24 protein-coding genes and 1 tRNA gene are annotated in these 21,954 nt (G+C 71.8%); 9 read left to right on the forward strand and 16 right to left on the reverse strand.

Annotated elements, in window-relative coordinates; genetic code table 11:
* Position 1 precedes the first annotated feature (1 nt).
* From ABD709_RS08845 to ABD709_RS08860, 4 genes are read right to left on the reverse strand one after another with little or no spacing between them, the layout of a single operon-like run.
* Positions 2-1,072 (reverse strand): MBL fold metallo-hydrolase, encoded by a 1,071-nt coding sequence (locus ABD709_RS08845; protein WP_344774421.1) that lies wholly within the window; start codon positions 1,070-1,072, stop codon positions 2-4.
* Positions 1,073-1,082: 10 nt separating this feature from the next.
* Entirely contained in the window at positions 1,083-1,901 is an 819-nt protein-coding gene (locus tag ABD709_RS08850; RefSeq protein WP_344774423.1) for an SDR family oxidoreductase, read from the reverse strand.
* Positions 1,898-3,004 (reverse strand): NAD(P)H-dependent amine dehydrogenase family protein, encoded by a 1,107-nt coding sequence (locus tag ABD709_RS08855; RefSeq protein ID WP_344774425.1) that lies wholly within the window; start codon positions 3,002-3,004, stop codon positions 1,898-1,900. The genes ABD709_RS08850 and ABD709_RS08855 overlap by 4 nt, the downstream gene beginning before the upstream one ends.
* Positions 3,005-3,025: 21 nt before the next feature.
* Positions 3,026-4,228 carry an oxidoreductase gene (locus ABD709_RS08860; protein WP_344774427.1) on the reverse strand — a complete coding sequence of 401 codons (1,203 nt, stop codon included), beginning with the start codon at positions 4,226-4,228 and terminating at the stop codon, positions 3,026-3,028.
* Positions 4,229-4,266: 38 nt separating this feature from the next.
* On the opposite strand from ABD709_RS08860, the gene ABD709_RS08865 reads away from it, so the two are divergent.
* Both ABD709_RS08865 and ABD709_RS08870 read left to right on the forward strand, forming a co-directional pair.
* Positions 4,267-5,136 carry an oxygenase MpaB family protein gene (locus tag ABD709_RS08865; RefSeq protein ID WP_344774429.1) on the forward strand — a complete coding sequence of 290 codons (870 nt, stop codon included), beginning with the start codon at positions 4,267-4,269 and terminating at the stop codon, positions 5,134-5,136.
* A 109-nt stretch (positions 5,137-5,245) separates the two neighbouring features.
* Positions 5,246-6,010: a hypothetical protein gene (locus ABD709_RS08870; RefSeq protein WP_344774431.1), complete on the forward strand. Its 765-nt coding sequence runs from the start codon at positions 5,246-5,248 to the stop codon at positions 6,008-6,010.
* 40 nt (positions 6,011-6,050) lie between these two features.
* On the opposite strand, the gene ABD709_RS08875 is transcribed toward ABD709_RS08870, so the two are convergent.
* From ABD709_RS08875 to nth, 5 genes are read right to left on the reverse strand one after another with little or no spacing between them, the layout of a single operon-like run.
* A complete protein-coding gene (locus ABD709_RS08875; RefSeq protein WP_344774433.1) occupies positions 6,051-6,821 on the reverse strand; it encodes an enoyl-CoA hydratase/isomerase family protein in 771 nt (256 codons plus the stop codon).
* Between the two features lie 20 nt (positions 6,822-6,841).
* Positions 6,842-8,029: a MarP family serine protease gene (locus ABD709_RS08880; protein WP_344774435.1), complete on the reverse strand. Its 1,188-nt coding sequence runs from the start codon at positions 8,027-8,029 to the stop codon at positions 6,842-6,844.
* The gene (locus ABD709_RS08885; protein ID WP_344774437.1) at positions 8,026-8,784 is read right to left on the reverse strand and encodes an NUDIX hydrolase; all 759 of its coding nucleotides are present in this window, start codon (positions 8,782-8,784) and stop codon (positions 8,026-8,028) included. The genes ABD709_RS08880 and ABD709_RS08885 overlap by 4 nt, the downstream gene beginning before the upstream one ends.
* Positions 8,781-9,386 carry a TlpA family protein disulfide reductase gene (locus ABD709_RS08890; RefSeq protein WP_344774439.1) on the reverse strand — a complete coding sequence of 202 codons (606 nt, stop codon included), beginning with the start codon at positions 9,384-9,386 and terminating at the stop codon, positions 8,781-8,783. The genes ABD709_RS08885 and ABD709_RS08890 overlap by 4 nt, the downstream gene beginning before the upstream one ends.
* Positions 9,383-10,135, reverse strand: coding sequence for an endonuclease III (gene nth, locus ABD709_RS08895; RefSeq protein WP_425575078.1), 753 nt, complete (start codon positions 10,133-10,135; stop codon positions 9,383-9,385). The genes ABD709_RS08890 and nth overlap by 4 nt, the downstream gene beginning before the upstream one ends.
* Positions 10,136-10,342: 207 nt before the next feature.
* On the opposite strand from nth, the gene ABD709_RS08900 reads away from it, so the two are divergent.
* Positions 10,343-11,020, forward strand: a complete 678-nt coding sequence (locus tag ABD709_RS08900; RefSeq protein WP_344774441.1) for a Crp/Fnr family transcriptional regulator — start codon at positions 10,343-10,345, stop codon at positions 11,018-11,020.
* 97 nt (positions 11,021-11,117) lie between these two features.
* On the opposite strand, the gene ABD709_RS08905 is transcribed toward ABD709_RS08900, so the two are convergent.
* The 5 genes from ABD709_RS08905 to sp36 form a co-directional block, all read right to left on the reverse strand.
* Positions 11,118-12,185, reverse strand: coding sequence for a type IV toxin-antitoxin system AbiEi family antitoxin domain-containing protein (locus ABD709_RS08905; RefSeq protein ID WP_344774443.1), 1,068 nt, complete (start codon positions 12,183-12,185; stop codon positions 11,118-11,120).
* 142 nt (positions 12,186-12,327) lie between these two features.
* Positions 12,328-13,131, reverse strand: a complete 804-nt coding sequence (locus ABD709_RS08910) for an MBL fold metallo-hydrolase (RefSeq protein ID WP_344774445.1) — start codon at positions 13,129-13,131, stop codon at positions 12,328-12,330.
* A complete protein-coding gene (locus ABD709_RS08915; RefSeq protein WP_344774447.1) occupies positions 13,128-13,997 on the reverse strand; it encodes an NUDIX hydrolase in 870 nt (289 codons plus the stop codon). The genes ABD709_RS08910 and ABD709_RS08915 overlap by 4 nt, the downstream gene beginning before the upstream one ends.
* Positions 13,994-14,458: a RidA family protein gene (locus tag ABD709_RS08920; RefSeq protein WP_344774449.1), complete on the reverse strand. Its 465-nt coding sequence runs from the start codon at positions 14,456-14,458 to the stop codon at positions 13,994-13,996. Before ABD709_RS08920 ends, ABD709_RS08915 begins: the two co-directional genes overlap by 4 nt.
* A gap of 13 nt (positions 14,459-14,471) precedes the next feature.
* Positions 14,472-14,624, reverse strand: coding sequence for a Sp36 family protein (sp36, locus tag ABD709_RS08925; protein ID WP_344774451.1), 153 nt, complete (start codon positions 14,622-14,624; stop codon positions 14,472-14,474).
* A 63-nt stretch (positions 14,625-14,687) separates the two neighbouring features.
* Here sp36 and ABD709_RS08930 point away from each other — a divergent pair, with 63 nt between their 5' ends.
* Genes ABD709_RS08930 through bagB form a run of 3 tightly spaced genes read left to right on the forward strand, consistent with a single transcriptional unit; the run spans position 14,688 to position 17,303 of the window.
* Positions 14,688-15,101 carry a hypothetical protein gene (locus ABD709_RS08930; protein WP_344774453.1) on the forward strand — a complete coding sequence of 138 codons (414 nt, stop codon included), beginning with the start codon at positions 14,688-14,690 and terminating at the stop codon, positions 15,099-15,101.
* 19 nt (positions 15,102-15,120) lie between these two features.
* Complete coding sequence (bagA, locus tag ABD709_RS08935) at positions 15,121-16,119, forward strand: ATPase BagA (RefSeq protein ID WP_344774455.1); 999 nt, start codon at positions 15,121-15,123, stop codon at positions 16,117-16,119.
* The gene (gene bagB, locus ABD709_RS08940) at positions 16,116-17,303 is read left to right on the forward strand and encodes an ArsA family ATPase (protein WP_344774457.1); all 1,188 of its coding nucleotides are present in this window, start codon (positions 16,116-16,118) and stop codon (positions 17,301-17,303) included. Before bagA ends, bagB begins: the two co-directional genes overlap by 4 nt.
* 34 nt (positions 17,304-17,337) lie before the next feature.
* Here bagB and ABD709_RS08945 read toward each other — a convergent pair whose 3' ends face one another.
* Positions 17,338-17,622, reverse strand: coding sequence for a WhiB family transcriptional regulator (locus ABD709_RS08945; protein ID WP_344774459.1), 285 nt, complete (start codon positions 17,620-17,622; stop codon positions 17,338-17,340).
* Between the two features lie 244 nt (positions 17,623-17,866).
* Between ABD709_RS08945 and ABD709_RS08950 the strand changes: the two genes are divergently transcribed.
* Positions 17,867-20,245, forward strand: a complete 2,379-nt coding sequence (locus ABD709_RS08950) for a penicillin-binding protein (protein WP_344774461.1) — start codon at positions 17,867-17,869, stop codon at positions 20,243-20,245.
* A gap of 3 nt (positions 20,246-20,248) precedes the next feature.
* Here ABD709_RS08950 and ABD709_RS08955 read toward each other — a convergent pair whose 3' ends face one another.
* Positions 20,249-20,707, reverse strand: coding sequence for a GatB/YqeY domain-containing protein (locus ABD709_RS08955; protein ID WP_344774463.1), 459 nt, complete (start codon positions 20,705-20,707; stop codon positions 20,249-20,251).
* A gap of 64 nt (positions 20,708-20,771) precedes the next feature.
* Between ABD709_RS08955 and ABD709_RS08960 the strand changes: the two genes are divergently transcribed.
* Complete coding sequence (locus tag ABD709_RS08960) at positions 20,772-21,680, forward strand: metallophosphoesterase (protein ID WP_344774477.1); 909 nt, start codon at positions 20,772-20,774, stop codon at positions 21,678-21,680.
* A 70-nt stretch (positions 21,681-21,750) separates the two neighbouring features.
* Positions 21,751-21,827, forward strand: a tRNA-Pro gene (locus ABD709_RS08965).
* Positions 21,828-21,954 lie beyond the last annotated feature (127 nt).

Below are 21,954 nucleotides of genomic sequence, written 5' to 3' on the forward strand. Positions count from 1 at the left end.
ACTAGACCGCGGTGTAGACGATCCCGTCGGCGGTCTGCTCCTCGGTCGCCTCGCCGCGGGCGACGAGCAGCTCGAGGTGGGCCTTGGTCTCCATCGCGGCCATGCCCTTGTTGAAGAGGTCGAGGTCGGCGTAGGACCGCTCGTGGCGGGTCCAGCCGAGGTCGCCGGCCACCACGGCGGCCACCGAGGGGCCGCGCTCCTTCAGCGACTTCAGGCAGTGGGCGAGCCGGTCCTCGTGGTGCACGAGCAGCTCGTCGACGCGCGCGTGCGAGGACGGCGCGACCGGTCCGTGGGCGGGCAGGATGCGGAGGTCCGGCAGCGCGCGCACCTTGGTCAGCGAGGCCAGGAAGCTCCCGAGCGGGTCGGGCTCGACGGGGAAGGTGAAGCCGATCGACGGCGTGATCGTGGGCAGCACGTGGTCGCCGGCGAAGAGCAGGCCGTCGGCGCGGTCGGCGAAGACGTAGTGACCGGGGGTGTGACCCGGCGTGTGCACGGCGTCGATCGCCCGCGCGCCCACCTGGACGGTGGTGTCGCCGTCGAGCCAGGTGTCGGGGAGCGCCCAGTCCTTGGGGTCCGGGAGGTCCTCCTCGCTGCGCCCTGCAGCCCATGCCTCGGCGACGTCGGGCGCCCCGGCGGAGCGCAGGATCGCGAGGAACGGGCTCTCGGTGAGCTCGCCCCGGCCGATGCCGTGCAGCAGCTCGAGCGCCGGCCTCTCGGGCAGGCCGAGGGCGACCTCGGCGCCGTACTCGTGGCCGAGCACGGTGGCCATCGTGTAGTGGTCGCGGTGCACGTGGGTGACCAGGAACCGCGTGATGTCACCGAAGCCGGAGCCGATCGAGCGCAGGCACCTGTCGAGCAGCTCGCGGGCGACCGGGATCGCCCAGCCGCCGTCGATCAGCGTCAGGCCGTCGTCACCCTCGACGACGTAGACGTTGATCGCCTTGAGGCCGTCCATCGGCAGCGGCAGCGGGATCCGGTGGATCCCGGGCGCCACCGGCCAGGCACCTTCGGCCGACCAGTGCTCGCCCGAGTCGGGCGAGACGGCGTGCGCGGTGCTGACTCCGGATGTCACGCTCCGGACCTTACGGGGCCAGGTCCGGGAGGTTGAGGTCGAGGTTGGAGTACTGGATGCCGCCGTCGACCTCGAGCATCTTGCCGGTGACGTACTGGCCCGCGCGCGAGGACAGGTAGACCACCGCGGCGGCGATGTCCTCGGCCTCGCCGATCCGGCCCAGCGGGGTCTTGCCCTCCATCTGCTCCTTGATCTCGGGCACGCCGGCCACGAACTCCAGCGCGCTCGTCATCACCGAGCCGACGTAGATGCCGTTGACCCGGATCCGGGGGGCGAGGTCGGTCGCCGCCAGCCGGCTCCAGTGGGCCAGCGCGGCCTTCGCCGTGCCGTAGGCGAGGAAGCCGCGGTCGGCCGTGCGGCCCATCATCGAGCTGATGCTGACGATCGACTTCTGCCGGTGCTCCTCGGGGTCGCCGAGCGACTTCAGCATCAGGGGAACGGCCGCGCGGCTCAGCGCGTGGGCGGTGCTGACGTTGAAGTGGAAGGCCTCCTCGAGGTAGGCCACGTCGGTGTCCAGGAACGCGTTCGGGATGGTGCCGCCGACGTTGTTGACCACGACGTCGAGGCGGCCGAACTCGTCGAAGGCGGCCTGGGCGAGCGCTGCGACGTCCTCGGTGTGCGCGAGGTTCGCAGGTACGACGACCGCGCGCCGCCCGGCGGCCTCGACCCGCTGGGCGACCTGCTTGAGCTGCTCCTCGGTGCGCGAGGAGATGACGACGTCGGCGCCGGCCTCCGCGAGGGCCACTGACGACGCGGCGCCGATGCCGCGGCCCGCGCCGGTGACGACGGCGACGTGGTCGGTCAGCCTGAAGCGGTCGAGGATGCTCATCGGCCCGCCCCGGAGACGAGACCGCGGCCGGTGACGAGCGGGAGGTCCAGCGGCGTGAGGAGACCCGGCCTCGCGGCGACGACCGCGGGCACCGCGTTGATCAGCCGCTGGGCGGTGACGATCATCCCGGACACGTTGTGGTCCCCGTGCTCGCCGTGGTGGGTGAACTCCAGCTTCATCTCCGGCTCGCCGGAGATCTCGACGCGGTAGCAGCCGTCGCCCTCCAGCGGCCGGGGCCAGTCGGGCTCGGCCTGCGCGTCGGTGCGGGTGACGTGCTCGAGGGTGACCCGCGGGACGCCGTCGACGGTGCCGACCACGCGGAACATCACCGAGCCCATGGTGCCCTCGGCGACGTCGACGGAGACCGTCTCCACCGAGCGCGGCGCGGGCCGGCGGTCGACGTACTCCTGGAGCGGCTCGTCGAGGGTGACGCCGAGCCCCTCGGCGATCAGCCGGACGACCGGGCCCCAGGCGGTGGACAGGATGCCGGGCTCCCACAGCATCGGCTTCGTCTCCAGCGGCTGGCCGAAGCCGAACAGGTCCTTCATCACGACCGGCTGGTAGTAGGTCGAGTAGTCCGCGATCTCGCTGACCTTGACGTGGTCGATGCGCTGCGAGAGCGAGGTGAGCACCAGCGGCAGCACGTCGTTGGCGAACCCCGGGTCGATGCCGTTGACGTGCAGGCTCGCGTTGCCCTGCCGCCCTGCCTCGTCGATCCCGGCGATCATCTCGTCGGGCAGCGTGCCCTTCGGGTGCACCAGGATCACCGGCCCGGACGACACGACGTTGACGCCGTCGCGGATGAAGCCGGTCAGGTCCTCGATCGACTCGAAGACGCGGTCGTCGGTCATCGCGCCGTGCACGATGCAGTCCGGGGCGAGAGCGATCAGCTCGTCGCGGTCGGTCGACGCCTTCACGCCGAGCTCGCGGCCGAGGCCGGCGAGCTCGCCGGCGTCCTTGCCGTGCTTCTCGGGGGTCGACGTCCACACGCCGACCAGCTCGAGGTCGGGATGGGCGTCCACGCCGGCGATGGCGTGGCGGCCGATGGTGCCCGTGGACCAGACGACGACGCGGAGCGGCTTCTCCGGAATGACCTGCGACATGCGCAGAGACTAGAACGAGTTCTAGTTTTGCGCCACCGGGATCCGCTCGCCGGCCGCCCACTCCACGCACACCGTGCCGCTGTAGATGGTCGGCATGCAGCGGTTGCAGTGGATGCAGATGCCCTCGCGCGCCTCCCCCGAGGCAAGCCTGCGGACCAGGTCCGGCTCGCGCAGGAGCGCCCGGCCCATGACCACGAAGTCGAAGCCGTCCGCCATCGCCTGCCGCATCGTCTCGACCCGGTTGATCCCACCGAGCAGCTGCAGCGGCATCGCCAGCCCCGCCCGGAAGGCCAACGCCTTCTCCCGGAAGTAGGCCTCCTCGAAGGAGTACTCCTTGAGGAACGACCGGCCCACCGGCGTCCTCATCCCCCACCGCACGACCGCCGGCATCGACGCCGCGAACTCCTCGACCGGGGCACCACCGCGGAACAGGTACATCGGGTTCATCAGCGAGGAGCCGCCCGAGAGCTGCAGCGCGTCGAGGTGGCCGTCGGCCTCGAGCAGCTGCGCGAGCTCGAGCCCGGTCTCGGTGGTGACGCCGCCCTTGAAGCCGTCACTGACCGACACCTTGGCGGTGACGGCGCAGGAGTCGCCGACCTCCTCCCGTACGGCGCGCGCGACCTGCCGGGCGAGCCGCGCCCGCCGCTCGAGCGGCCCGCCCCAGCGGTCCTTGCGGCGGTTGAGGCCGGGCGCGAGGAAGGAGGAGATCAGGTAGGAGTGCGCCATGTGCAGCTCGAGAACGTCGAAGCCCGCCCGGACCAGCGTGCGGGCGGCGTCGACGTACGCGCGGGTGACGCGGGTCAGGTCCTGCTCGGTGGCGGAGCGGACCATCTGCATCGAGAGGGGGCTGGGCATCGGGCTCGCAGCGATCGCGGGCGCACCGTTGGACCGGCCGTTCGCCACCGGGCCGGCGTGCCCGACCTGGCCCGAGATCGCCGCGCCCTCGGCGTGCACGGCGTCGGCCAGCCGCGCCAGTCCCGGCAGCGTCCGGTCGTCGACGACGATCACCTCGCGGTGGGTCCGGCCCTCCGGCGCGACCGCGAGGTAGGCGACCGTCGTGATGCCGACGCCGCCCGCCGCAGGCGCGACGTGGTAGGCGATCAGCTCGTCGGTCACCTCGCCGTGCGGCGTGCGGCCCTCGAAGGTCGCCGCCTTGACCGTGCGGTTGCGGAGCCGGATCGGCCCCAGGGACACGGGGGCGAAGACGTCGGGCGCGGTCGTCACCCTGGAACTATAACGTGTTCTAGCGATACCGTCGGTCCATGGCGAAGGACCTGTGGCGTCGCCGCAACGACGCACTGGACGCGGACACCGACTACGTCGAGATCGTCCGGAACCTGACGCTCTACGAGTTCACCTGGGACATGAACCAGTCGCTGAGCCTCGCGCTGTTCCGCACCTACGCGGTCCCCAGCATCGGCGGGCTGCTGGACAAGACCCAGGAGTTCGAGCAGCGCTGCCAGAAGCGGTACGACGACACCGCGCTGCTCCTCGAGGCGCCGCTCGTGCACGGCTTCGACAGCGAGGAGGGCCGGACCGGCATCCGGCGGATCAACCAGATGCACCGGATGTACGACATCAGCAACGACGACCTGCGCTACGTGCTGTCGACGTTCGTCGTCATCCCCAAGCGGTGGCTGGACGCCTACGGCTGGCGGCCGCTGACCGACCACGAGATCCGCGCGATGGTCAACTACTTCAGCGCGCTCGGGCGGCACATGGGCATCAAGGATCTGCCGGAGAGCTACGACGCCTACATGCACCTGATGGACGACTACGAGCGCAAGCACTTCGCGTACGACGCCGGCGGCCGTCGGGTCGCCGATGCCACGCTCGCGCTGCTCGAGCAGTTCTACCCGCGCCCGCTGCACCGGCCGATGAACGTCTTCAGCCGCGCGCTGATGGAGCCGCACCTGCTTAACGCGTTCGGCTACGAGGACCCCGGCCCGCGGGTCCGCCGCGCGGTGCGCGGCTCGCTGCGGGCGAGGGCGCGGGCGCTGCGGCTGACACCCAGCAACCGGCGGCCGACGTACTCCCAGGACATGAACCGGATCCGTAGCTACCCGAACGGGTTCGACCTCGCCTCGCTCGGGACCTTCGCGCCCGCGACGGGCTGCCCGGTGCACGCCTGACAAATCCTCCTCGAGGACGGTTTCCGCCGCTGGGCAGCGGGAATTCGATCCCACGTTGCTCGGGACCCTGTCATTCTCATCCCGATTCCGTCTCGTCCAGGAGGACACCTTGCGTACGCACAACCCTGCCCACCGGCTCGCGGCCGTCGCCGTGCTCGCCCTCGTCGCCACCAGCGCCGCAGCATGCGGTGGTGACGACAAGTCGGCGTCCGACGACAGCAGCAGCGCCACGCCGTCGGCGAGCACCGGGTCCGACAACACGCCGGTGCTCACCGAGGACCAGCTCTCCCAGGTGGTGCTCGCACCGGAGAACTTCCCGGGTGACTGGACCCAGGCGCCCAGCGAGGACGACGACTCCGACGGCCCCGGCTGCCTGGGCGAGGTGTCGGCGATCACCCACGACATCGAGAAGTCGGCGCGGGTCGCCTACGACTACACCTACGGCGACGCGGGGATCCCGCTGATCACCAGCAGCGCCTCGTCCTTCGACGACCACGACGCGCTCGTGGCCGCGTTCGACCACGTGCAGGACGTGCTCGCGGGCTGCACCACCGTGACCGGCCCCGACAGCGACGGCACGGAGTACGACCTGACGCTCGACTACAGCGACGAGCTGACCAGCGACGTCGTCGACGACCAGATCAACCTCGACCTGACGGGGACGATCACCACGCAGGGCGACGACGCCACGATCAGCGAGTCGATCACGCTGGTGCGGATGGGCCCGAACGTGCTCACCACGGCGATGGTCGACCTCGGCGACCCCACGATGGTGGCGGCCGCCGACGACTACGCGCAGATCGCCCTCGACCGGCTGGTCTCGGTCGTCCTCGGCGAGACCCCGGACTCGACCGTCGGCCCCGAGGTCGCCTGATCCGGCCCCAGCGCCGAGTCGGCTCGTCTCGGCGTCCGGCTCAGGAGTAGCGGGGCGGGCGCTTCTCGAGGAACGCGGTGATCCCCTCGAGCCCGTCGGGGCCGCCGCCGAGCCGGCTGATCGAGACCGCCTCCCGGCGCAGGGCGCTCTCGGTCGCGGGCTCGGCCGCGTCGCGGACCAGCCGCTTGGTGGCGGCGAGCGCGTGCCGGGACCCGGTCAGCAGGTTCGCGACCACCTCGTCGGTGGCCGTGGCGAGCTGGTCGGCCGGCACGACCCGGGCGACCAGCCCGGCGTCGTACGCCTCCTGCGCGGTGAGCAGGTCGCCGAGCAGGCCGAGCCGCAGCACCCGGTGCAGGCCGAGCGTGTGCACGAGCAGGCTGCCGCCGCCGTCGGGGCTGAGCCCGACCTTCACGTAGGCGAGGCTGAACCTCGCCGTGTCCGCGGCGAGTACGACGTCCGCGGCCGCGGCGAGCGGGAACCCGATGCCCGCCGCGGTGCCCTGCACCGCACTGACCACGATCGCGTCGCCGCGGACGAGCTCGGTGATGATCCGGTGCGCGGCCTCGGCGAGCTCCAGGAGGTGCGCCTCGCGGTCGTCGGCGTCGGCGAACCCGTCGAGCGCTCCGCCGACGGAGAAGAACCGTCCCTCGGCCGCGAGCACGACCACCCGCGCACCGTCCGCCTTCGCCCGGAGGACCGCGGCCAGCAGCGCCGCACCGGACTCCGGGGTGAGCGGGTTGCCGCGGTCGCCCGCGGCGAGGGTGATCCGCGCGGCGCCGTCGGCGTACGCGTAGTGGACGGGGTCGGTCATGGGTGCCTCCGGAGGGTGGGTCACGAGGCGCAGGCCCCGGTGTCGGCCTCGGACTCGTCGTCGACGGCGGCCTGGGCGGTGTCGTAGACCTGGTCGGCGGTGAGGGCGTAGCCGGTGTCGGGATCGGTCACCGACGCCGCGAAGACGACACCGGCGACGTCGCCGTCCGGGTCGACGAGCGGACCGCCGGAGTTGCCGGGCCGGACCAGGCCACGCAGCGAGAAGACCTGCCGCAGCACGGTGCCGCCGCCGTAGATGTCGGGCGAGCGCAGCGTCTGCTGCTCACGGATCCGGCCGGGCTGGATGTCGAACGGCCCGTCCTGCGGATAGCCGACGATCGCGACCGGGTCGTCGCTCCCGGCCCCGTCGCCCGACTCGACGTCGAAGTCGAGCGCGGGGATGTCACCGGTGTCCACGGCGAGCACCGCGAGGTCGAGCTTGGGGTCGTAGTCGACGACCCGGGCGACCTCGGTGTCACCGTCGATCTGCACCTCGGGGTCGTCCACGCCGGCGACGACGTGGGCGTTGGTCATCAGCCGGTCGGGGGCGTAGACGAACCCGGACCCCTCCACCCCGCGACCGCAGTCGTTCGCGCCGATCACCTTGAGCACGCTGTCCTCGGTGGCGCGGATCTGCGGGTCGTCGAGCAGCCGCTTGGGACCCGGCCCGACCTCCTTGATGTCCTCCTGGGCGAACGGCTCGAGGTAGCGCGGGAAGAACCCGGTGCCCACCACGTTGTTGAACGCCTGCAGGGCGCCGTCGGCCTGGTCGGGCAGCACGCTGTCGACCTTCTGCAGCACCGCCGACCCGCGCACCTCCTCGGTGATCCCGCCGATCCTGGTGCCGGAGATCGCGACACCGAGAGCCCACGCGACGAGCAGCACCGCCGCGGCGCTGAGCGCGGCGCCGCCGACCGCGTCGACGGCACGGGCCGGCTGCCAGGTGATCTTCTCCCGCACGCGCGCGCCGGCGTACTGGAGCAGCGCCTGGCCCAGCGATGCCGTGAGGATGACGATGAACAGTGCGCCGAGGGAGACGGCGAGGGACGGCTTGGCGTCGCCGAGGACCAGGGGCGCGAGGGTGATGCCGAGGAAGCCGCCGCCGAGCAGGCCGAGCGTGGCGAACGCGCCGGTGACGAAGCCCTGCCAGTAGCCGGACAGGGCGTAGGCCGCCACCAGCAGCAGGAGCAGCCAGTCGAGGAGGTTCACCGCTCGTCCTCCTCCTCGGGCTCGTGGAGGTCCATCCCGTCGCCGCCCGGGTCACCCGGCCGGGTGCGGGAGGTACGGCGGACGTACTCCGCGAGCATGTAGTCGGGGAGATCGTGCACCGGCGGGTCGTCGACCGGCGGGAGCCACCCCAGGAAGTCGAAGAACCGGGTGAGGATCCCCCCGGTGAAGCCCCACACGATGACGTCCTTGTCGGCGCCGATGAGGAAGCCGGGGCCGGTCCAGCCGCCGGGGTGGCGGACCAGGATGCGGTGCTCCGGTGCGACGAGCTCGGCGATCGCGACCCGGTGGATCGCGTGCACCTCGTCGGGCGAGGTGACCCGGACCGGACCGGCGTCGCGCCACCAGCCGAGGATCGGCGTCACCGCGAAGTTGGAGGGCGGCAGCCACAGCTCGGGCAGCTCGCCGAACACGTCGATGCCCGCCGGGTCGACGCCGATCTCCTCGAGCGTCTCGCGCAGCGCCGCCTCGACCGGCGACTCGCCCGGGTCGATGGAGCCGCCGGGGAAGGAGACCTGACCGGGGTGGGAGCGCATGTCGTGGGCGCGCTCGGTCAGCAGGATGTCGCCGACGGGGCCGTCGGTGCCGTCGACGTCGACCGGGCCGCCGAAGAGCATCAGCACCGCGCCGCGGCGGGGGTCGCTGCCCGCGGGCGGGAGGAACTGGGTCAGGTGGTGGCCCTGGATCGCCCGGGCGCCGGCCGCGACCGGCTCCAGCCATCCCGGCAGCGCGCTCACGAGCCGCTCCGCTCGAGGGTGATCCCCAGGTTCTTCTCGACCAGGCCGACCAGGGCGTCGACCGAGTCGACACCGCCGGCTGCCTGCTCGACGGCGCCGTCGGCCTTGACGAAGACGAACTGCGGCAGTCCTTGGATCACCAGGTCGGTGTCCTGGAGCGCGCCGCACGCGTCGGCGAGCGACGGGTAGCGGACCTTGCTGTGACCGGCGAGGTCGATCGCCGCACCGGGGTAGGTGTCGAGGAAGTCCACGCCGAGGACGGCCACCTGGTCGCCGTACTCCTTGTCGAAGGCGGCGAGCGCCGGCATCTCCTTGACGCACGGTCCGCACGAGGAGGACCAGAAGTTGACGATCGCCGGACCCTTGACGCCGGCGAGGGTCGCGGCGCCATCGCTCCCGAGGCACGGCAGCGAGACGTCGGGGAGATCGGTGTCGCCGCCCTCGACCGTCGCGCAGCCGGGCAGTCCCGCGGCGTGCGCCTGCTGCCGCAGCTGCGCGGAGGCGACGTCGACGTCGCACCCCGCGGAGGTGTCCTCCTTGCTGCAGCCCGCCAGGAGCACGGCGACCGCGAGCACGACCACGACGAACGGGAACCGGCTCAATTCGGGCCCTCGGTGCGCACCAGCTTCGCGGCCTCGTCCGGGTCGGTGGGGCCGGCGCCGTAGGCCGGGCACCAGCGGGCGACGGGGCAGGCGCCGCACGCAGGCTTCTTGGCGTGGCAGACCCGCCGGCCGTGCCAGATGAGGTGGTGGCTGAGCATCGTCCAGTCGGACTTGGGGAACAGCGCCCCGATCGCGTGCTCGGCCTTGACCGGGTCGGTCTCGTCGGTCCACCCGAACCGGCGGACCAGCCGGCCGAAGTGGGTGTCGACGGTGATGCCGGGTACGCCGAACGCGTTCCCGAGCACGACGTTGGCGGTCTTGCGGCCGACGCCGGGCAGCGTGACCAGGTCGGCGAGCCGCGGCGGGACCTCCCCGTCGTACCTCTCGACCAGCGCGGCGCTGAGCTTGAGCAGCGCGTCGGTCTTGGCGCGGAAAAACCCCAGCGGCCCCACGATCTGCTCGAGGTGGGCCCGGTCGGCGGCGGCCATCGCCGCCGGCGTCGGGTAGGCGGCGAACAGCTTCGGCCGGACGAGGTTCACGCGCTTGTCGGTCGTCTGCGCCGAGAGCACAGTGACGACCAGCAGCTGGAACGGGTCCTCGAAGTCGAGCTCGATGTGGGCGTCGGGGTAGGTCTCGGCCAGCACCCGGTTGATCCTGCGGGCGCGGCGCACGAGCTGGGTGCGGGTCTCCCCCGTCGGCGTCTCTCCTGCGGGTTCGCCCGCGACGGACGGGGTGAGGCTGGCCGGCACGTACGTCAGCCTATTCGGTCGCTGGGACAGCCCCGCGGCGCCCGTCTCACAGGCTGTGGAAGGACCTGGGGACAACCTCGGCCGGGGTGTGGAGGAGCGGCCCGCGCCTGGGGACGAGGCCGTCCACGCGCGCTTCGTCGACTAGGTGTGAGATGGACCACTGGCTAGGATGCGTGCCGACAACCGAACAGCACTCTTGGAGGAACCGTGGACAACGACGTGCTTCGTCAGGCACCGCTCTTCAGCGCCCTCGACGACGAGGCCGCGTCGGCCCTGCGGTCGTCCATGTCCGAGACCCGCCTGCGCCGCGGGGAGGTCCTCTTCCACGAGGGCGACAGCGGCGACAAGCTCTACATCGTCCTCGACGGCAAGGTGAAGCTCGGGCGTACCTCCTCCGACGGCCGCGAGAACCTGCTCGCGATCCTGGGCCCCGGCCAGATGTTCGGCGAGCTGTCGCTCTTCGACCCCGGGCCGCGCTCGGCGACGGTCACCGCGGTCACCGACACCGAGTTCGTCTCGCTGTCCCACGAGGACCTGCTGCGCTGGCTCGACGGCCGCCCGCAGGTCGCCCGCGGCCTGCTCACCCAGCTCGCCGGCCGGCTCCGCAAGGCCAACGACGTCGTCGCCGACCTGGTCTTCTCCGACGTCCCCGGCCGCGTCGCCAAGGCCCTGCTCGACCTCGCCGAGCGCTTCGGCCGTACCGCCGACGACGGCGTGCACGTCCACCACGACCTCACCCAGGAGGAGCTCGCCCAGCTGGTCGGCGCCTCCCGCGAGACGGTCAACAAGGCCCTCGCCGACTTCGCCTCCCGCGGCTGGCTCCGCCTCGAGCCCCGCTCCGTGGTGATCATGGACATGGAGCGGATGACCCGCCGCGCCCGCTGAAACCCCCGGTCGAACCCTCAGTTCGAGCACGTCGAACCCTCAGTTCGAGCACGTCGAACCCTCAGTTCGAGCACGTCGAGCCGTCGGCCGGGGCCGCTCAGGCCGTGTCGTCGCCACGGGTGCGCGCCGCAAGGCGCTCGCGGTCGCCACGTTCGAGGCGCCGTACGTTGATGTACGACGGCTTCAGCGCGAAGCGAAGCTCGTTCAGCCAGCGGTCCAGCGCCTCCCCGGTGAAGTCGCCGACCCGTACGACGATGACGATCCACCCCTGGTCGTGCAGCCAACGTCGACGTGCGAGGTCGCGCTCGACCTGCCGGTGAGTACGGCGGTGGTCGTCGAAGCCGTCGTACTCGATCACGATGCGCAACCCCGGGTAGGCGAGATCCAGGCGGTACCTCCTCCGCCCGTCGACGACGACCCAGTGCTGCAGCGTCGGCAGCGGAAGGCCTGCGTCGTGGATCTCGAGACGTGTCCAGGACTCCCGTTGCGACTCCGCGCGGGGGTCGACGAGCGCGACGAGCTCGCGAAGCTGGACGACGCCGCGTCGACGGCGGAACCGCTTGACCTCACGCGTCAGCATCTGCGCCGTCATCCCGTGGAGACGGCACAACGAATCCATGGCCGCGAGGGCATCCCGACGGTGGAGACGCGCGCCGAGGTCCAGGGCGGTCCGGAGCGGCGTCGTCACCCGGACCCCGCCGATCGTGATGACGTCCGACGGGACCAGCGCGCGTTCGTGACCGTCGACCGCGCTCCTGCGGGGCGGCGTACGGCCCGACGGCGCGCAGGTGTCGATGGGCGGGAGTGCCTCGGTCTCACCGGCCGTCATCATGTCGACGCCGTGGATCCACGCAGCCGTGCGATCGCAGACGACATGGTCGGCGGGAGTCACGAGCGCGGCGGCGTTTGCCCGCAGCTCGATCGAGTCCGGAAGGTCGGCATCGGCGTACACACCTCGGCACACTCGACGCAGGGTGCCGCGCTCCACCAGACTCCGCAGGTCGCGCTTGGTCAGATCCAGCTCGGCCGCGTCACGGCCGCGGAACGGCCCAGCCGGGAGCTTCAGCGGTTCGGATTCGTTCATGGCGACAGGTTCGAGGTCAGGCCCGGCCGAATCCAGTGCGGATTCGTAGCCTGTGGACAACGGGTGCACCGAGGACAGCACGACCGTGACCCAAGTAGCGGCTCGACCCGCTCGAACTGAGGGTTCGAGGTGCTCGAACTGAGGGTTCGAGGTGCTCGAACTGAGGGTTCGAGGTGCTCGAACTGAGGGTTCGAGGTGCTCGAACTGAGGGTTCGACCTGGACTCAGAGCTCGCCGAGGTAGGCGAGCTGGGCGCGGACGGAGAGCTCGGCGGCGCCCCAGAGGACGGGGTCGACGTCGGCGTAGACGATCTCGACGACGCGGCGGGGGAGGGTGTTGGCGGCACCGGCGACGTCGGGGGTCTCGCCGAGCTGGTCGAGGGCGGCCTCGACCTGGGCGAGGCGCTCTCGGCGGTGGGAGCGGTAGTAGCCGAGGACGGCGAGGGCCTCGTCGATGACGGGGCCGTGGCCGGGCCAGATCCGCTCGACCTCGCGGGACTCGGCGAGCGCGTGCAGGCGGTCGATCGAGTCGAGGTAGGCGCCGAGCTTGCCGTCGGGGTGGGCGACGACCGTGGTGCCGCGGCCGAGGACCGTGTCGCCGGTGAGCACGGCCCGCTCCTCCGGGACCCAGAACGACAGCGAGTCGCTGGTGTGGCCCGGGGTGCCGACCACCCGGACCTCCAGGTCCCCGACGGCCACCACGTCGCCGTCGGCGAGGCCCTCCGCACCGAGCCGGTGCTCCGGGTCGAGCGCTCGTACGCCGCACCCGACCCGCTCGGCGAAGTCGCGCGCAGCCTCGGAGTGGTCGAAGTGGCCGTGGGTCAGGAGCACCGCCTGTACGTCGCCCGCGGCCTCCTCGACGGCGTCGAGGTGCTCCTCGATCAGCGGGCCCGGGTCGACGACGAGGGACCGCTCCCCGTCGCTCAGGATCCAGGTGTTGGTGCCGTCGAGCGTCATGAAGTTGGCGTTGCCGGCGAGCACGCACCGCGCGTGCTCGCCGAATGCGCCGCCCGACCAGGCCTCGGTCACGGGGATCTCCGCTCGGCGACGAGCGGCCGCAGCCGGTCCGGCATCGAGAGGGTGAACCCGTCGCCGAGCGGCTCGACGGACGGCGTGAACATGTCGACGGTGCGGCCCTCGCTCGCCGCGACGACGGCGTCCACCGAGTCGTGCTGGGAGATCTCCAGGCAGGTCAGGTACGTCGGCGGCAGCATCGCGAGCGTCCCCTCGTCGGCGCGGTCCGCGGCCTCCCGGACGGGCATCCACACCACCGAGGACGACTCGCTCGACACGTCCCGGGTGCGCTGCCCCTCGGGCAGGTGGGCGACGAAGAACCAGGTGCGGTAGCGCTTCGGCTCGAAGACCGGCGTCAGCCAACCGTCCCAGATCCCCAGCAGGTCGGTGCGCAGCACCAGGCCGCGCCGTTCGAGCAGGTCGGTCATCGCGAGCTCGCGCGACTCCAGCGCGACCCGGTCGGCTTCCCAGTCGTCGCCGGTCGTGTCCGCGACGACCGAGTCGGCGGACGGCCCGGCGAGCAGCACGCCCGACTCCTCGAAGGTCTCGCGGACGGCCGCGCAGACCAGCGCGCGGGCGAGCTCCTCGTCGGTGCCGAGCCGCTCGGCCCACGCAGCGGGCGGCAGACCGGCCCAGCCGACCGTCGTGTCGAAGTCGCGCGGGTCGACGCCACCGCCCGGGAAGACGCACATGCCGCCGGCGAAGTCCATCGTCACGTGCCGGCGCAGGAGGTAGACCTCGGGACCCGGCGCGCCGTCCCGCAGGAGCACGACGGTCGCCGCGTTGCGGGGCTCGGCGGGCTCGCGGGTGCCGTCGGCGTACTCCCGGGCGACCGCGGCCAGCTCCTCGGGCAGCGGCACCGGGGGCAGCGGGATCCTCACTCGGAGAGCTCCACCACCAGCTCGACCTCGACCGGCGCGTCCAGCGGCAGCACCGGTACGCCGACCGCGGACCTGGCGTGGACGCCGGCGTCGCCGAAGGCCGCGGCGAGCAGCTCGGACGCACCGTTGGCGACACCCGGCTGACCGGTGAAGTCGGGTGTGGAGGCGACGAACACGACCGCCTTGACGACCCGGCTGACCGCACCGAGGTCGCCGGCGACCGACTTCACCGCGGCGATCGCGTTGAGCGCGCACTGCCGGGCGCACTCGGCTGCCTGCTCGGGCGTGACCGAGCCGCCGACCTTGCCGGTCGCCATCAGCTCGCCGTCGCGCATGGGCAGCTGGCCCGCAGTGAACACGTGCGCGCCGGACCGCACCGCGGGGACGTAGGCCGCCACCGGCGGCACCACGTCGGGCACGGTCAGGCCGAGCTCGGACAGTCGCTCCTCGGGACTCGTCATCGTCGGCTCCCCATCACTCGGCGGGGCGCTTGAAGTAGGCGATGTCGTTGCCCTGCGGACTCGGGATGAGCGTCACCAGCTCCCAGCCGTCCTGCCCGAAGTTGTTGAGGATCTGCGCCGCCGCGTGGTTGAGGACGGGCGCCACCTGGTACTCCCACTTGGTCATGGCCGCACCCTACTCAGGCCGAGATGGAGTGGCCGGGGTCACAGGTTGTGCCACGATGCCCCGGTGAATCTCGACAACGCCGTGTGGATGCTGACCGCGCTGGCCGCGGTCGTGGTGCTCCTCACCCGGATGCGGCTGTCCAACGAGAGCGGTCAGTCCGGGCACGCCGTCGTGCCGATGTCCGTCGTCAACGCACACACGGTGATCGGCGTCGTCGCCCTGGCCACGTGGATCGTCTACCTGACCTCCCCCGGCGACCTGATCGGCGCGGTCGCGCTCGTCGCGTGGTGGGTCGAGGTGGCGATCGGGCTGCTGGTCCTCGCGCGCTGGATGTCGCGGCCGAGCAAGCACGCGGCCGCGACCACGGGCGACACCTGGGCCCAGGGGCCGTCGCTGTCGATCCTCGGGCACGTCGGCATGCTGCTCGGCATCTCCTTCTTCACCTGGGTCGTGCTCGCGGACAAGCTCTCGGGCTGACCCCGCTACAGTCGCCCGGGTGAGTGACTGGCCGAAGGTGCGCCTGCACGTCGTGACGGGCAAGGGCGGCACCGGGAAGTCCACCGTCGCCGCGTCGCTCGCCCTCGCGCTCGCCGGCCGTGGCAAGAACGTGCTGCTCTGCGAGGTCGAGGGCCGGCAGGGCATCGCGCGGATGTTCGACGTCGACCCGCTGCCCTACGAGGAGCGGCGGCTCACGACCGGCCTGCCCGACGGCTCCGGCGGCCGTGGCGTCGTGCACGCCCTGCACATCGACGCCGAGTCGGCGCTGCTCGAGTACCTCTCCATGTACTACCGGCTCGGCCGGGCCGGCCGAGCCCTCGACCGCTTCGGGGTCATCGAGTTCGCCACGACGATCGCACCGGGCGTCCGCGACGTGCTGCTCAGCGGCAAGGTCTACGAGGCGGTCCAGCGCAACAGCCGCAACAAGAAGGCCCAGCAGTACGACGCCGTGGTGCTCGACGCGCCGCCGACGGGGCGGATCACCCAGTTCCTCAACGTCGGCGAGGAGGTCGCCGGGCTCGCGAAGGTGGGCCCGATCAAGTCGCAGTCGGACACGATGATGACGCTCTTCCGGTCGCCGCGGACCGCGGTGCACCTGGTGACCGTGCTGGAGGAGATGCCGGTGCAGGAGACCGCGGACGGGATCGCGGAGCTGCGGAAGGCCCGGCTCCCGGTCGGCGGCGTGATCGTCAACCAGGTCCGGCCGCGCGACCTCACCGCCGAGGACCTGGCCGCCGCGGGGGCGGGCACGCTCGACCGGTCGCTCGTCGAGTCCGACCTCGAGCACGCCGGGATCGACGGGGGCGCCGGCCTCGTCGAGAGCCTGCTGGCCGAGGCGGCCGACCACGCGGAGCGGCGGGCGCTCGAGGACTCCCAGCGGGACCTGGTCGCGCGGCTCGACGTACCGACCTACGAGCTGCCGCGGATCGCCGGCGGCATCGACCTCGGCGCGATGTACGAGCTCGCCGGCCTCCTCCGAGAGCAGGGCATGTCATGACGCGCGCGCAGACGAAGCCCCGGACCCGCGTCGGCCCCTCCGGCTCACCGGCGGGCGCGCTCGACGTGGACGCCCTGATCGACGACCCCGGCACCCGAATCATCGTGTGCTGCGGCTCGGGCGGCGTCGGGAAGACCACCACGTCCGCCGCCCTCGCGCTGCGCGCGGCCGAGCGCGGCCGCAAGGTCGTCGTGCTGACGATCGACCCGGCGCGGCGGCTCGCGCAGTCGATGGGCATCGAGGCGCTCGACAACACGCCCCGGCCCGTCGCCGGCGTCACCGCCAGCGACGGCTCCGGCAGCCTCGACGCGATGATGCTGGACATGAAGCGCACCTTCGACGAGGTGGTCGAGTCGCAGGCCAGCCCGGACAAGGCGCAGCAGATCCTCGCCAACCCGTTCTACATCGCGCTGTCGAGCTCGTTCGCGGGCACCCAGGAGTACATGGCGATGGAGAAGCTCGGCCAGCTCTACCGCGACGCGCAGAAGGCCGGGACCTACGACCTGATCGTCGTCGACACCCCGCCGTCGCGCTCGGCGCTCGACTTCCTCGATGCCCCCGAGCGGCTCTCGAGCTTCCTGGACGGCCGGTTCGTCCGCCTGATGCTCGCGCCGGCCCGCGGTCCGGCCAAGCTGATGACCGCCGGCTTCGGGATCATCACCAACGCCCTCACCAGGGTCCTCGGCGCGCAGTTCCTCAAGGACCTGCAGATGTTCGTGGCCGCGCTGGACACCGTCTTCGGCGGGTTCCGCCAGCGCGCCCAGCAGACCTACTCGCTGCTGCAGGCCGACGGCACGGCGTTCCTCGTCGTCGCGGCGCCCGAGCAGGACGCGCTGCGCGAGGCGGCGTACTTCGTCGAGCGGCTCACCGAGGACGCGATGCCCCTGGCCGGCCTGATCATCAACCGGGCCAGCCCCGAACCTGCGGGCACGCTGTCGTCGGACGAGGCGATGGCTGGCGCGGAGCGCCTGCGTCGTACGTCGACCGGCGCGCTCACCGCGGGCCTGCTGCGGCTGCACGCCGACCGGGTCCGGATGGTCGACCGCGAGCGCGTGCTGCGCGAGCAGTTCGCCACGGCACACCCGCAGGTGGCGACGGCCGTGGTGCCGGCGCTCGCCGGTGACGTGCACGACCTCGACGGCCTGCGCCGGATCGGGCGCCTCCTCGGAGGCAGCACCGACTGACGGTGGGCCAGGACCCACCGGTCCGACCGAGCCGTCAGGCGGAGGCGGTCTGCGCCCGCGTACGGGCGGTCTCGAGGATCTTGCGCCAGGACGCACTCGGGTGGCGACGCACGAGAGCGCGACGCTCCCGCTCCGTCATGCCGCCCCAGACACCCCACTCGATCTGGTTGTCCAGCGCCTCGGCCAGGCACTCGGTGCGCACCGGGCAGCCCTGGCAGACCTGCTTGGCCTGGTTCTGCTCGGCGCCGCGCACGAACAGCTCGTCCGGCTTGGCAGTTTCACGGCACGCTGCTCGCAATGCCCAGTCTTCGACCCACATGTCGTTGTCCCCACTCTGTGAGATGGGCCGCACCCCCACAGTGCAGAACCCCCATCTCGTGTGACCAAAGTAAAGGACAGAACCCGCTTTGCACACCACTCATCGGTGTCAACTGTCTAGTCATTTCTGACTAACACCAGCGCTGGCGTCCCACTCCGGCAGGACCACCTGTCCAGCCCGCACGGGCCCGTCCACCCCTTCCGCCGACTCGGACCGGGGGTGCGTGCTCACGTACCCTGGCACCATGTCCCGCACCCGGCCCGACCGCCTGCCTGCCCGCAAGGTGGTCTCCCACCTGGGCGTGATGCTGCTCGTCTCGGTGGTCCTCGGTGTCGTGGTGTCCGGGCTCGCGATCCCCTTCGCCGGCGTGCTCGGCTTCGCGGCCCGCAACGTGTCCGACTCCGTCGACGAGCTGCCCCAGGCGCTCAAGACCGAGCAGCTGCCGCAGCGCACCCTGATCCTGGACAAGTCGGGCGCCGAGATCGCGACGATCTACGACCAGAACCGGGTCAACGTCAGCCTGGTCAACATCTCGCGGATCATGGCGAAGGCGATCGTCTCGATCGAGGACTACCGCTTCTACGAGCACGGTGCGCTCGACCTCAAGGGCACCCTGCGGGCGCTGTTCACCAACCAGGCGAGCAACGGCGTGGTCCAGGGCGGGTCGTCGATCACCCAGCAGCTGGTCAAGCTGACCCTGCAGAACCAGGCGCTGCTCAAGGGCGACAAGAAGGCCGTCGAGGAGGCCACCGCCGACACCTACGCCCGCAAGCTGCGCGAGCTGCGCTACGCGATCGCGCTCGAGAAGGCGCACAGCAAGGACTGGATCCTCGAGCGCTACCTCAACACGGCCTACTTCGGCGACAGCGCCTACGGCATCCAGGCGGCCGCCCAGCACTACTTCGGCGTCAACGCCAAGGACCTCGACCTGCGGCAGTCGGCGATGCTGGCCGGCCTGGTCCAGAGCCCCGAGGCCTTCAACCCGACCGAGAACCCGCAGGCGGCGCGCAACCGCCGCGACGTCGTGCTCGACCGGATGGCCCAGCTGCAGGTGATCAGCGACCGGAAGGCGGCGCGGACCAAGAAGGAGGGCCTCGGCCTCGACGTGCAGCCGATGTCCAACGGCTGCGTCAGCTCCCGGGCGCCGTTCTTCTGCGACTACGTCATCAGCTACCTGCGGCAGGACCCCGACCTCGGGCCGACGCCCAAGGCCCGGATGCGGCTGCTCCGCGGCGGGGGCCTGACCATCACGACCACGATCGACACGCGGATGCAGGACGCCGCGCAGCGCGCGGTCGCCGCCCACGTCTACCCCAAGGACGGCGCGATCGGCGCGATCGCGCTGGTCCAACCGGGCACCGGCGAGGTCAAGGCGCTGGCGCAGTCGCGGCCGATGGGCACCGACGCCGCGGACGGGCAGACCTTCCTCAACTACACCGTCCCGGAGAAGTACGGCGACGCCGCGGGCTTCCAGCCCGGCTCGACGTTCAAGGCGTTCGTGCTCGCCTCGGCCATCGACCAGGGCATCCCGCTCACCACCCGGATCCCGTCGCCGAGCGAGAGGGCGTTCGACCTCGGCACGTTCAACACCTGCGACGGCCCCTACCCGAGCTCCGAGGTCTACACCTTCCACAACTCGACGAACGGGCCGCCCGACCCGAACCTCTACGAGGGCACCCGTGAGTCGATCAACACCTTCTTCGTGGCCCTCGAGCAGCGCACCGGGATCTGCGAGCCCTGGAAGCTCGCCAACGCGATGGGGATCGAGCTCGACAAGAAGTGGGAGGTCCCGTCGTTCACTCTCGGTGTCGCCGACGTGAGCCCGCTGGACATGGCCGGGGCCTACGCGACCTTCGCCGCCCGCGGCCTGCACTGCGACTCCCACCCGGTCACGAAGATCGAGGACTCCGAGGGCAACCTGCTCAAGGAGTACAAGCCGCACTGCGCCCAGGTCATCCCGGGCGACGTCGCCGACGCGGTCAGCAACGTGCTGGAGGGCGTCACCGGGCCCGGCGGGTTCGGCGAGGCGCTCGCACCGCCGCAGCCCTCCGCCGGCAAGACCGGCACGACCTCGGACAACCAGTCGGTGTGGTTCGTCGGCTACACCCCGAACATGGCCGGAGCCGCGACCGTCGCCGGCGTCAACAGCGTCGGCCACCCGGTGACGTTGAACTACCAGACGGTCGGCGGATCGACGATCTACGAGGCGTTCGGCTCGACGGTGGCCGGCCCGATCTGGGGCGACACGTTCAAGGCGATCGCACCGATCCTGCCGGACGAGGACTTCCAGCTGCCCGACTCCACGACGGTCGCCGGCATCCGCGTGCCGGTGCCCTACGTCAGCTCGTGCAGCTCGGTCGACAACGCGAGGTCCGTCATCGAGGGCGGCGGTCTGACCGCGGCCGACGGCGGGTTCGTCGACTCCAGCTGCCCGCGCGGCACGGTCTCCTACATCTACCCGTCGGGCGGCTCGAGCCTGAGCCCCGGCGACACGGTCACCTACTACGTCTCCGACGGCAGCCCGCCGCCGCCTCCGCCGAAGCACCACAACGGCGGTGGCCACAAGGGCGGTGGGGGCGGCCACGGCAACCACGGTGGCGGCCACGGCCACGGCCACCACTGAGGCCTAGCCGAGCTGGCGGCGTACCTCCGCGGCAACGGCGGCGCCGTCGGCCCGGCCCTTGACCTGCGGCTGGACCAGGCCCATCACGCGGCCCATCGCCTTCGGCCCCTCGCCGGCGGCGTTGAGGTCGGCGACCACCTTGCCGACGATCTCCGCGATCTCCTCGGGGCCGAGCTGCTCGGGCAGGTACTCGGCGATCACCCCGGCCTCGGCCCGCTCCTTCGCGGCGCTCTCGGGGCGCCCGCCCTCCTCGAACGCCACGGCGGCCTCGCGACGCTTCTTCGCCTCGCTCGACAGCACGTCGATCACGTCCTCGTCGGTGAGCTCCCGGGCCACCTTGCCGGCGACCTCGGCGTTCGTGATCGAGGTCAGGATCATCCGCAGCGTGCCCGAGCGGAGCTCGTCGCGCGCCTTCATGGAGGTGGTCAGGTCGGCCCGGAGGCGGTCCTTGAGGGTGCTCATGAGAAGCATTCTGCCGACCGTGTGAAAGCCTGGCCGAGTGGGTTTGATCAGGTCCTTGGCCCGGATGGCGGGAGGCGGCGCTGCGGCCGGCGCCGCCGTGACGGCGTACGCGGTCTGGGAGGCGCGCCAGTACACGCTGCGCAAGGTCGACGTCCGGGTGCTGCCGGCCGGCGCCGCGCCGCTGCGGGTGCTGCACGTCAGCGACATCCACATGACCCCCGGGCAGCGCGCGAAGCAGGAGTGGCTGCGCGGGCTCGCGGAGACCGAGCCGGACCTCGTCATCGACACCGGTGACAACCTCGCCCACCGCGACGCGGTGCCGGCGGTGCTCGACGCGCTGGGGCCGCTGCTCGAGGTCCCCGGGGTGTTCGTGCACGGCTCCAACGACTACTTCGAGCCCGTGCTGCGCAACCCGCTCGCCTACGTGCTGCCGGACAGCGGCTGGCGGAACACCACCTCCGCCCAGCTGCCGTGGGGCGAGCTGACCCACGGCCTCGCCGGCGCCGGGTGGCTCGACCTCACCAACCGGCGGGCCTCGCTCGACGTGGGCGACCTGCGGCTCGCGTTCGCGGGGGTCGACGACCCGCACCTGGAGTACGACGACCTCGGCGCCGTCGCAGGACCCGCCGACGCGGCGGCCGACCTGCGGCTCGGGGTCGCGCACGCGCCGTACCTGCGGGTGCTCGATCAGTACGCCGCCGACGGCTACGACGCCATCATCGCCGGACACACCCACGGCGGGCAGGTCTGCCTGCCGCGAGGCATCGGCGTCGCGGGCCGGACGCTCACCACCAACTGCGACCTGGAGCCCGAGCGGGCACGGGGGCTGCACCGGCATCCGGCCGCCTCGAGGCCCGGCGACCCGGGCTCGGCGTGGCTGCACGTGTCCGCCGGCGTGGGCACCAATCCCTACTTCCGCATCCGCGTCGCCTGCCGGCCGGAGGCGACCGTGCTGACCCTGCTCCCCCGTTGACCCCGGATTAGGGAGGCCCTGCACCGCTCCGGTAGGCTCCCGGGCTGGTGCACCGCTCGGCGGGGACCATCGGGCTGTGGCGCAGTTTGGTAGCGCGCCTCGTTCGGGACGAGGAGGCCGCAGGTTCAAATCCTGTCAGCCCGACCATTGTGATGTCTCAGGACATCTGCAAGATCCGAACCCACGGAGTGGGTTCGGATCTTGGTCATTTGCGGGGTTGGTAGTCGGTGTTGGTGTCGATGGTGAGGTCTCGGAGGAGCTCGCCGGTGATGGC

The sequence above is a fragment of the Nocardioides panacisoli genome, from assembly GCF_039537325.1.
In the GTDB taxonomy this organism is placed as follows: Bacteria; Actinomycetota; Actinomycetes; order Propionibacteriales; family Nocardioidaceae; genus Nocardioides; species Nocardioides panacisoli.

Bases quoted from the DNA above. Each gene is read 5' to 3' on its own strand.
- ABD709_RS08850 (WP_344774423.1), bottom strand. From the start codon at position 1,901: ATGAGCATCCTCGACCGCTTCAGGCTGACCGACCACGTCGCCGTCGTC.
- ABD709_RS08855 (WP_344774425.1), bottom strand. From the start codon at position 3,004: ATGTCGCAGGTCATTCCGGAGAAGCCGCTCCGCGTCGTCGTCTGGTCC.
- ABD709_RS08865 (WP_344774429.1), top strand. From the start codon at position 4,267: ATGGCGAAGGACCTGTGGCGTCGCCGCAACGACGCACTGGACGCGGAC.
- ABD709_RS08875 (WP_344774433.1), bottom strand. From the start codon at position 6,821: ATGACCGACCCCGTCCACTACGCGTACGCCGACGGCGCCGCGCGGATC.
- ABD709_RS08920 (WP_344774449.1), bottom strand. From the start codon at position 14,458: ATGACGAGTCCCGAGGAGCGACTGTCCGAGCTCGGCCTGACCGTGCCC.
- sp36 (WP_344774451.1), bottom strand. From the start codon at position 14,624: ATGACCAAGTGGGAGTACCAGGTGGCGCCCGTCCTCAACCACGCGGCG.
- bagB (WP_344774457.1), top strand. From the start codon at position 16,116: ATGACGCGCGCGCAGACGAAGCCCCGGACCCGCGTCGGCCCCTCCGGC.
- ABD709_RS08945 (WP_344774459.1), bottom strand. From the start codon at position 17,622: ATGTGGGTCGAAGACTGGGCATTGCGAGCAGCGTGCCGTGAAACTGCC.
- ABD709_RS08950 (WP_344774461.1), top strand. From the start codon at position 17,867: ATGTCCCGCACCCGGCCCGACCGCCTGCCTGCCCGCAAGGTGGTCTCC.
- ABD709_RS08955 (WP_344774463.1), bottom strand. From the start codon at position 20,707: ATGAGCACCCTCAAGGACCGCCTCCGGGCCGACCTGACCACCTCCATG.
- ABD709_RS08960 (WP_344774477.1), top strand. From the start codon at position 20,772: ATGGCGGGAGGCGGCGCTGCGGCCGGCGCCGCCGTGACGGCGTACGCG.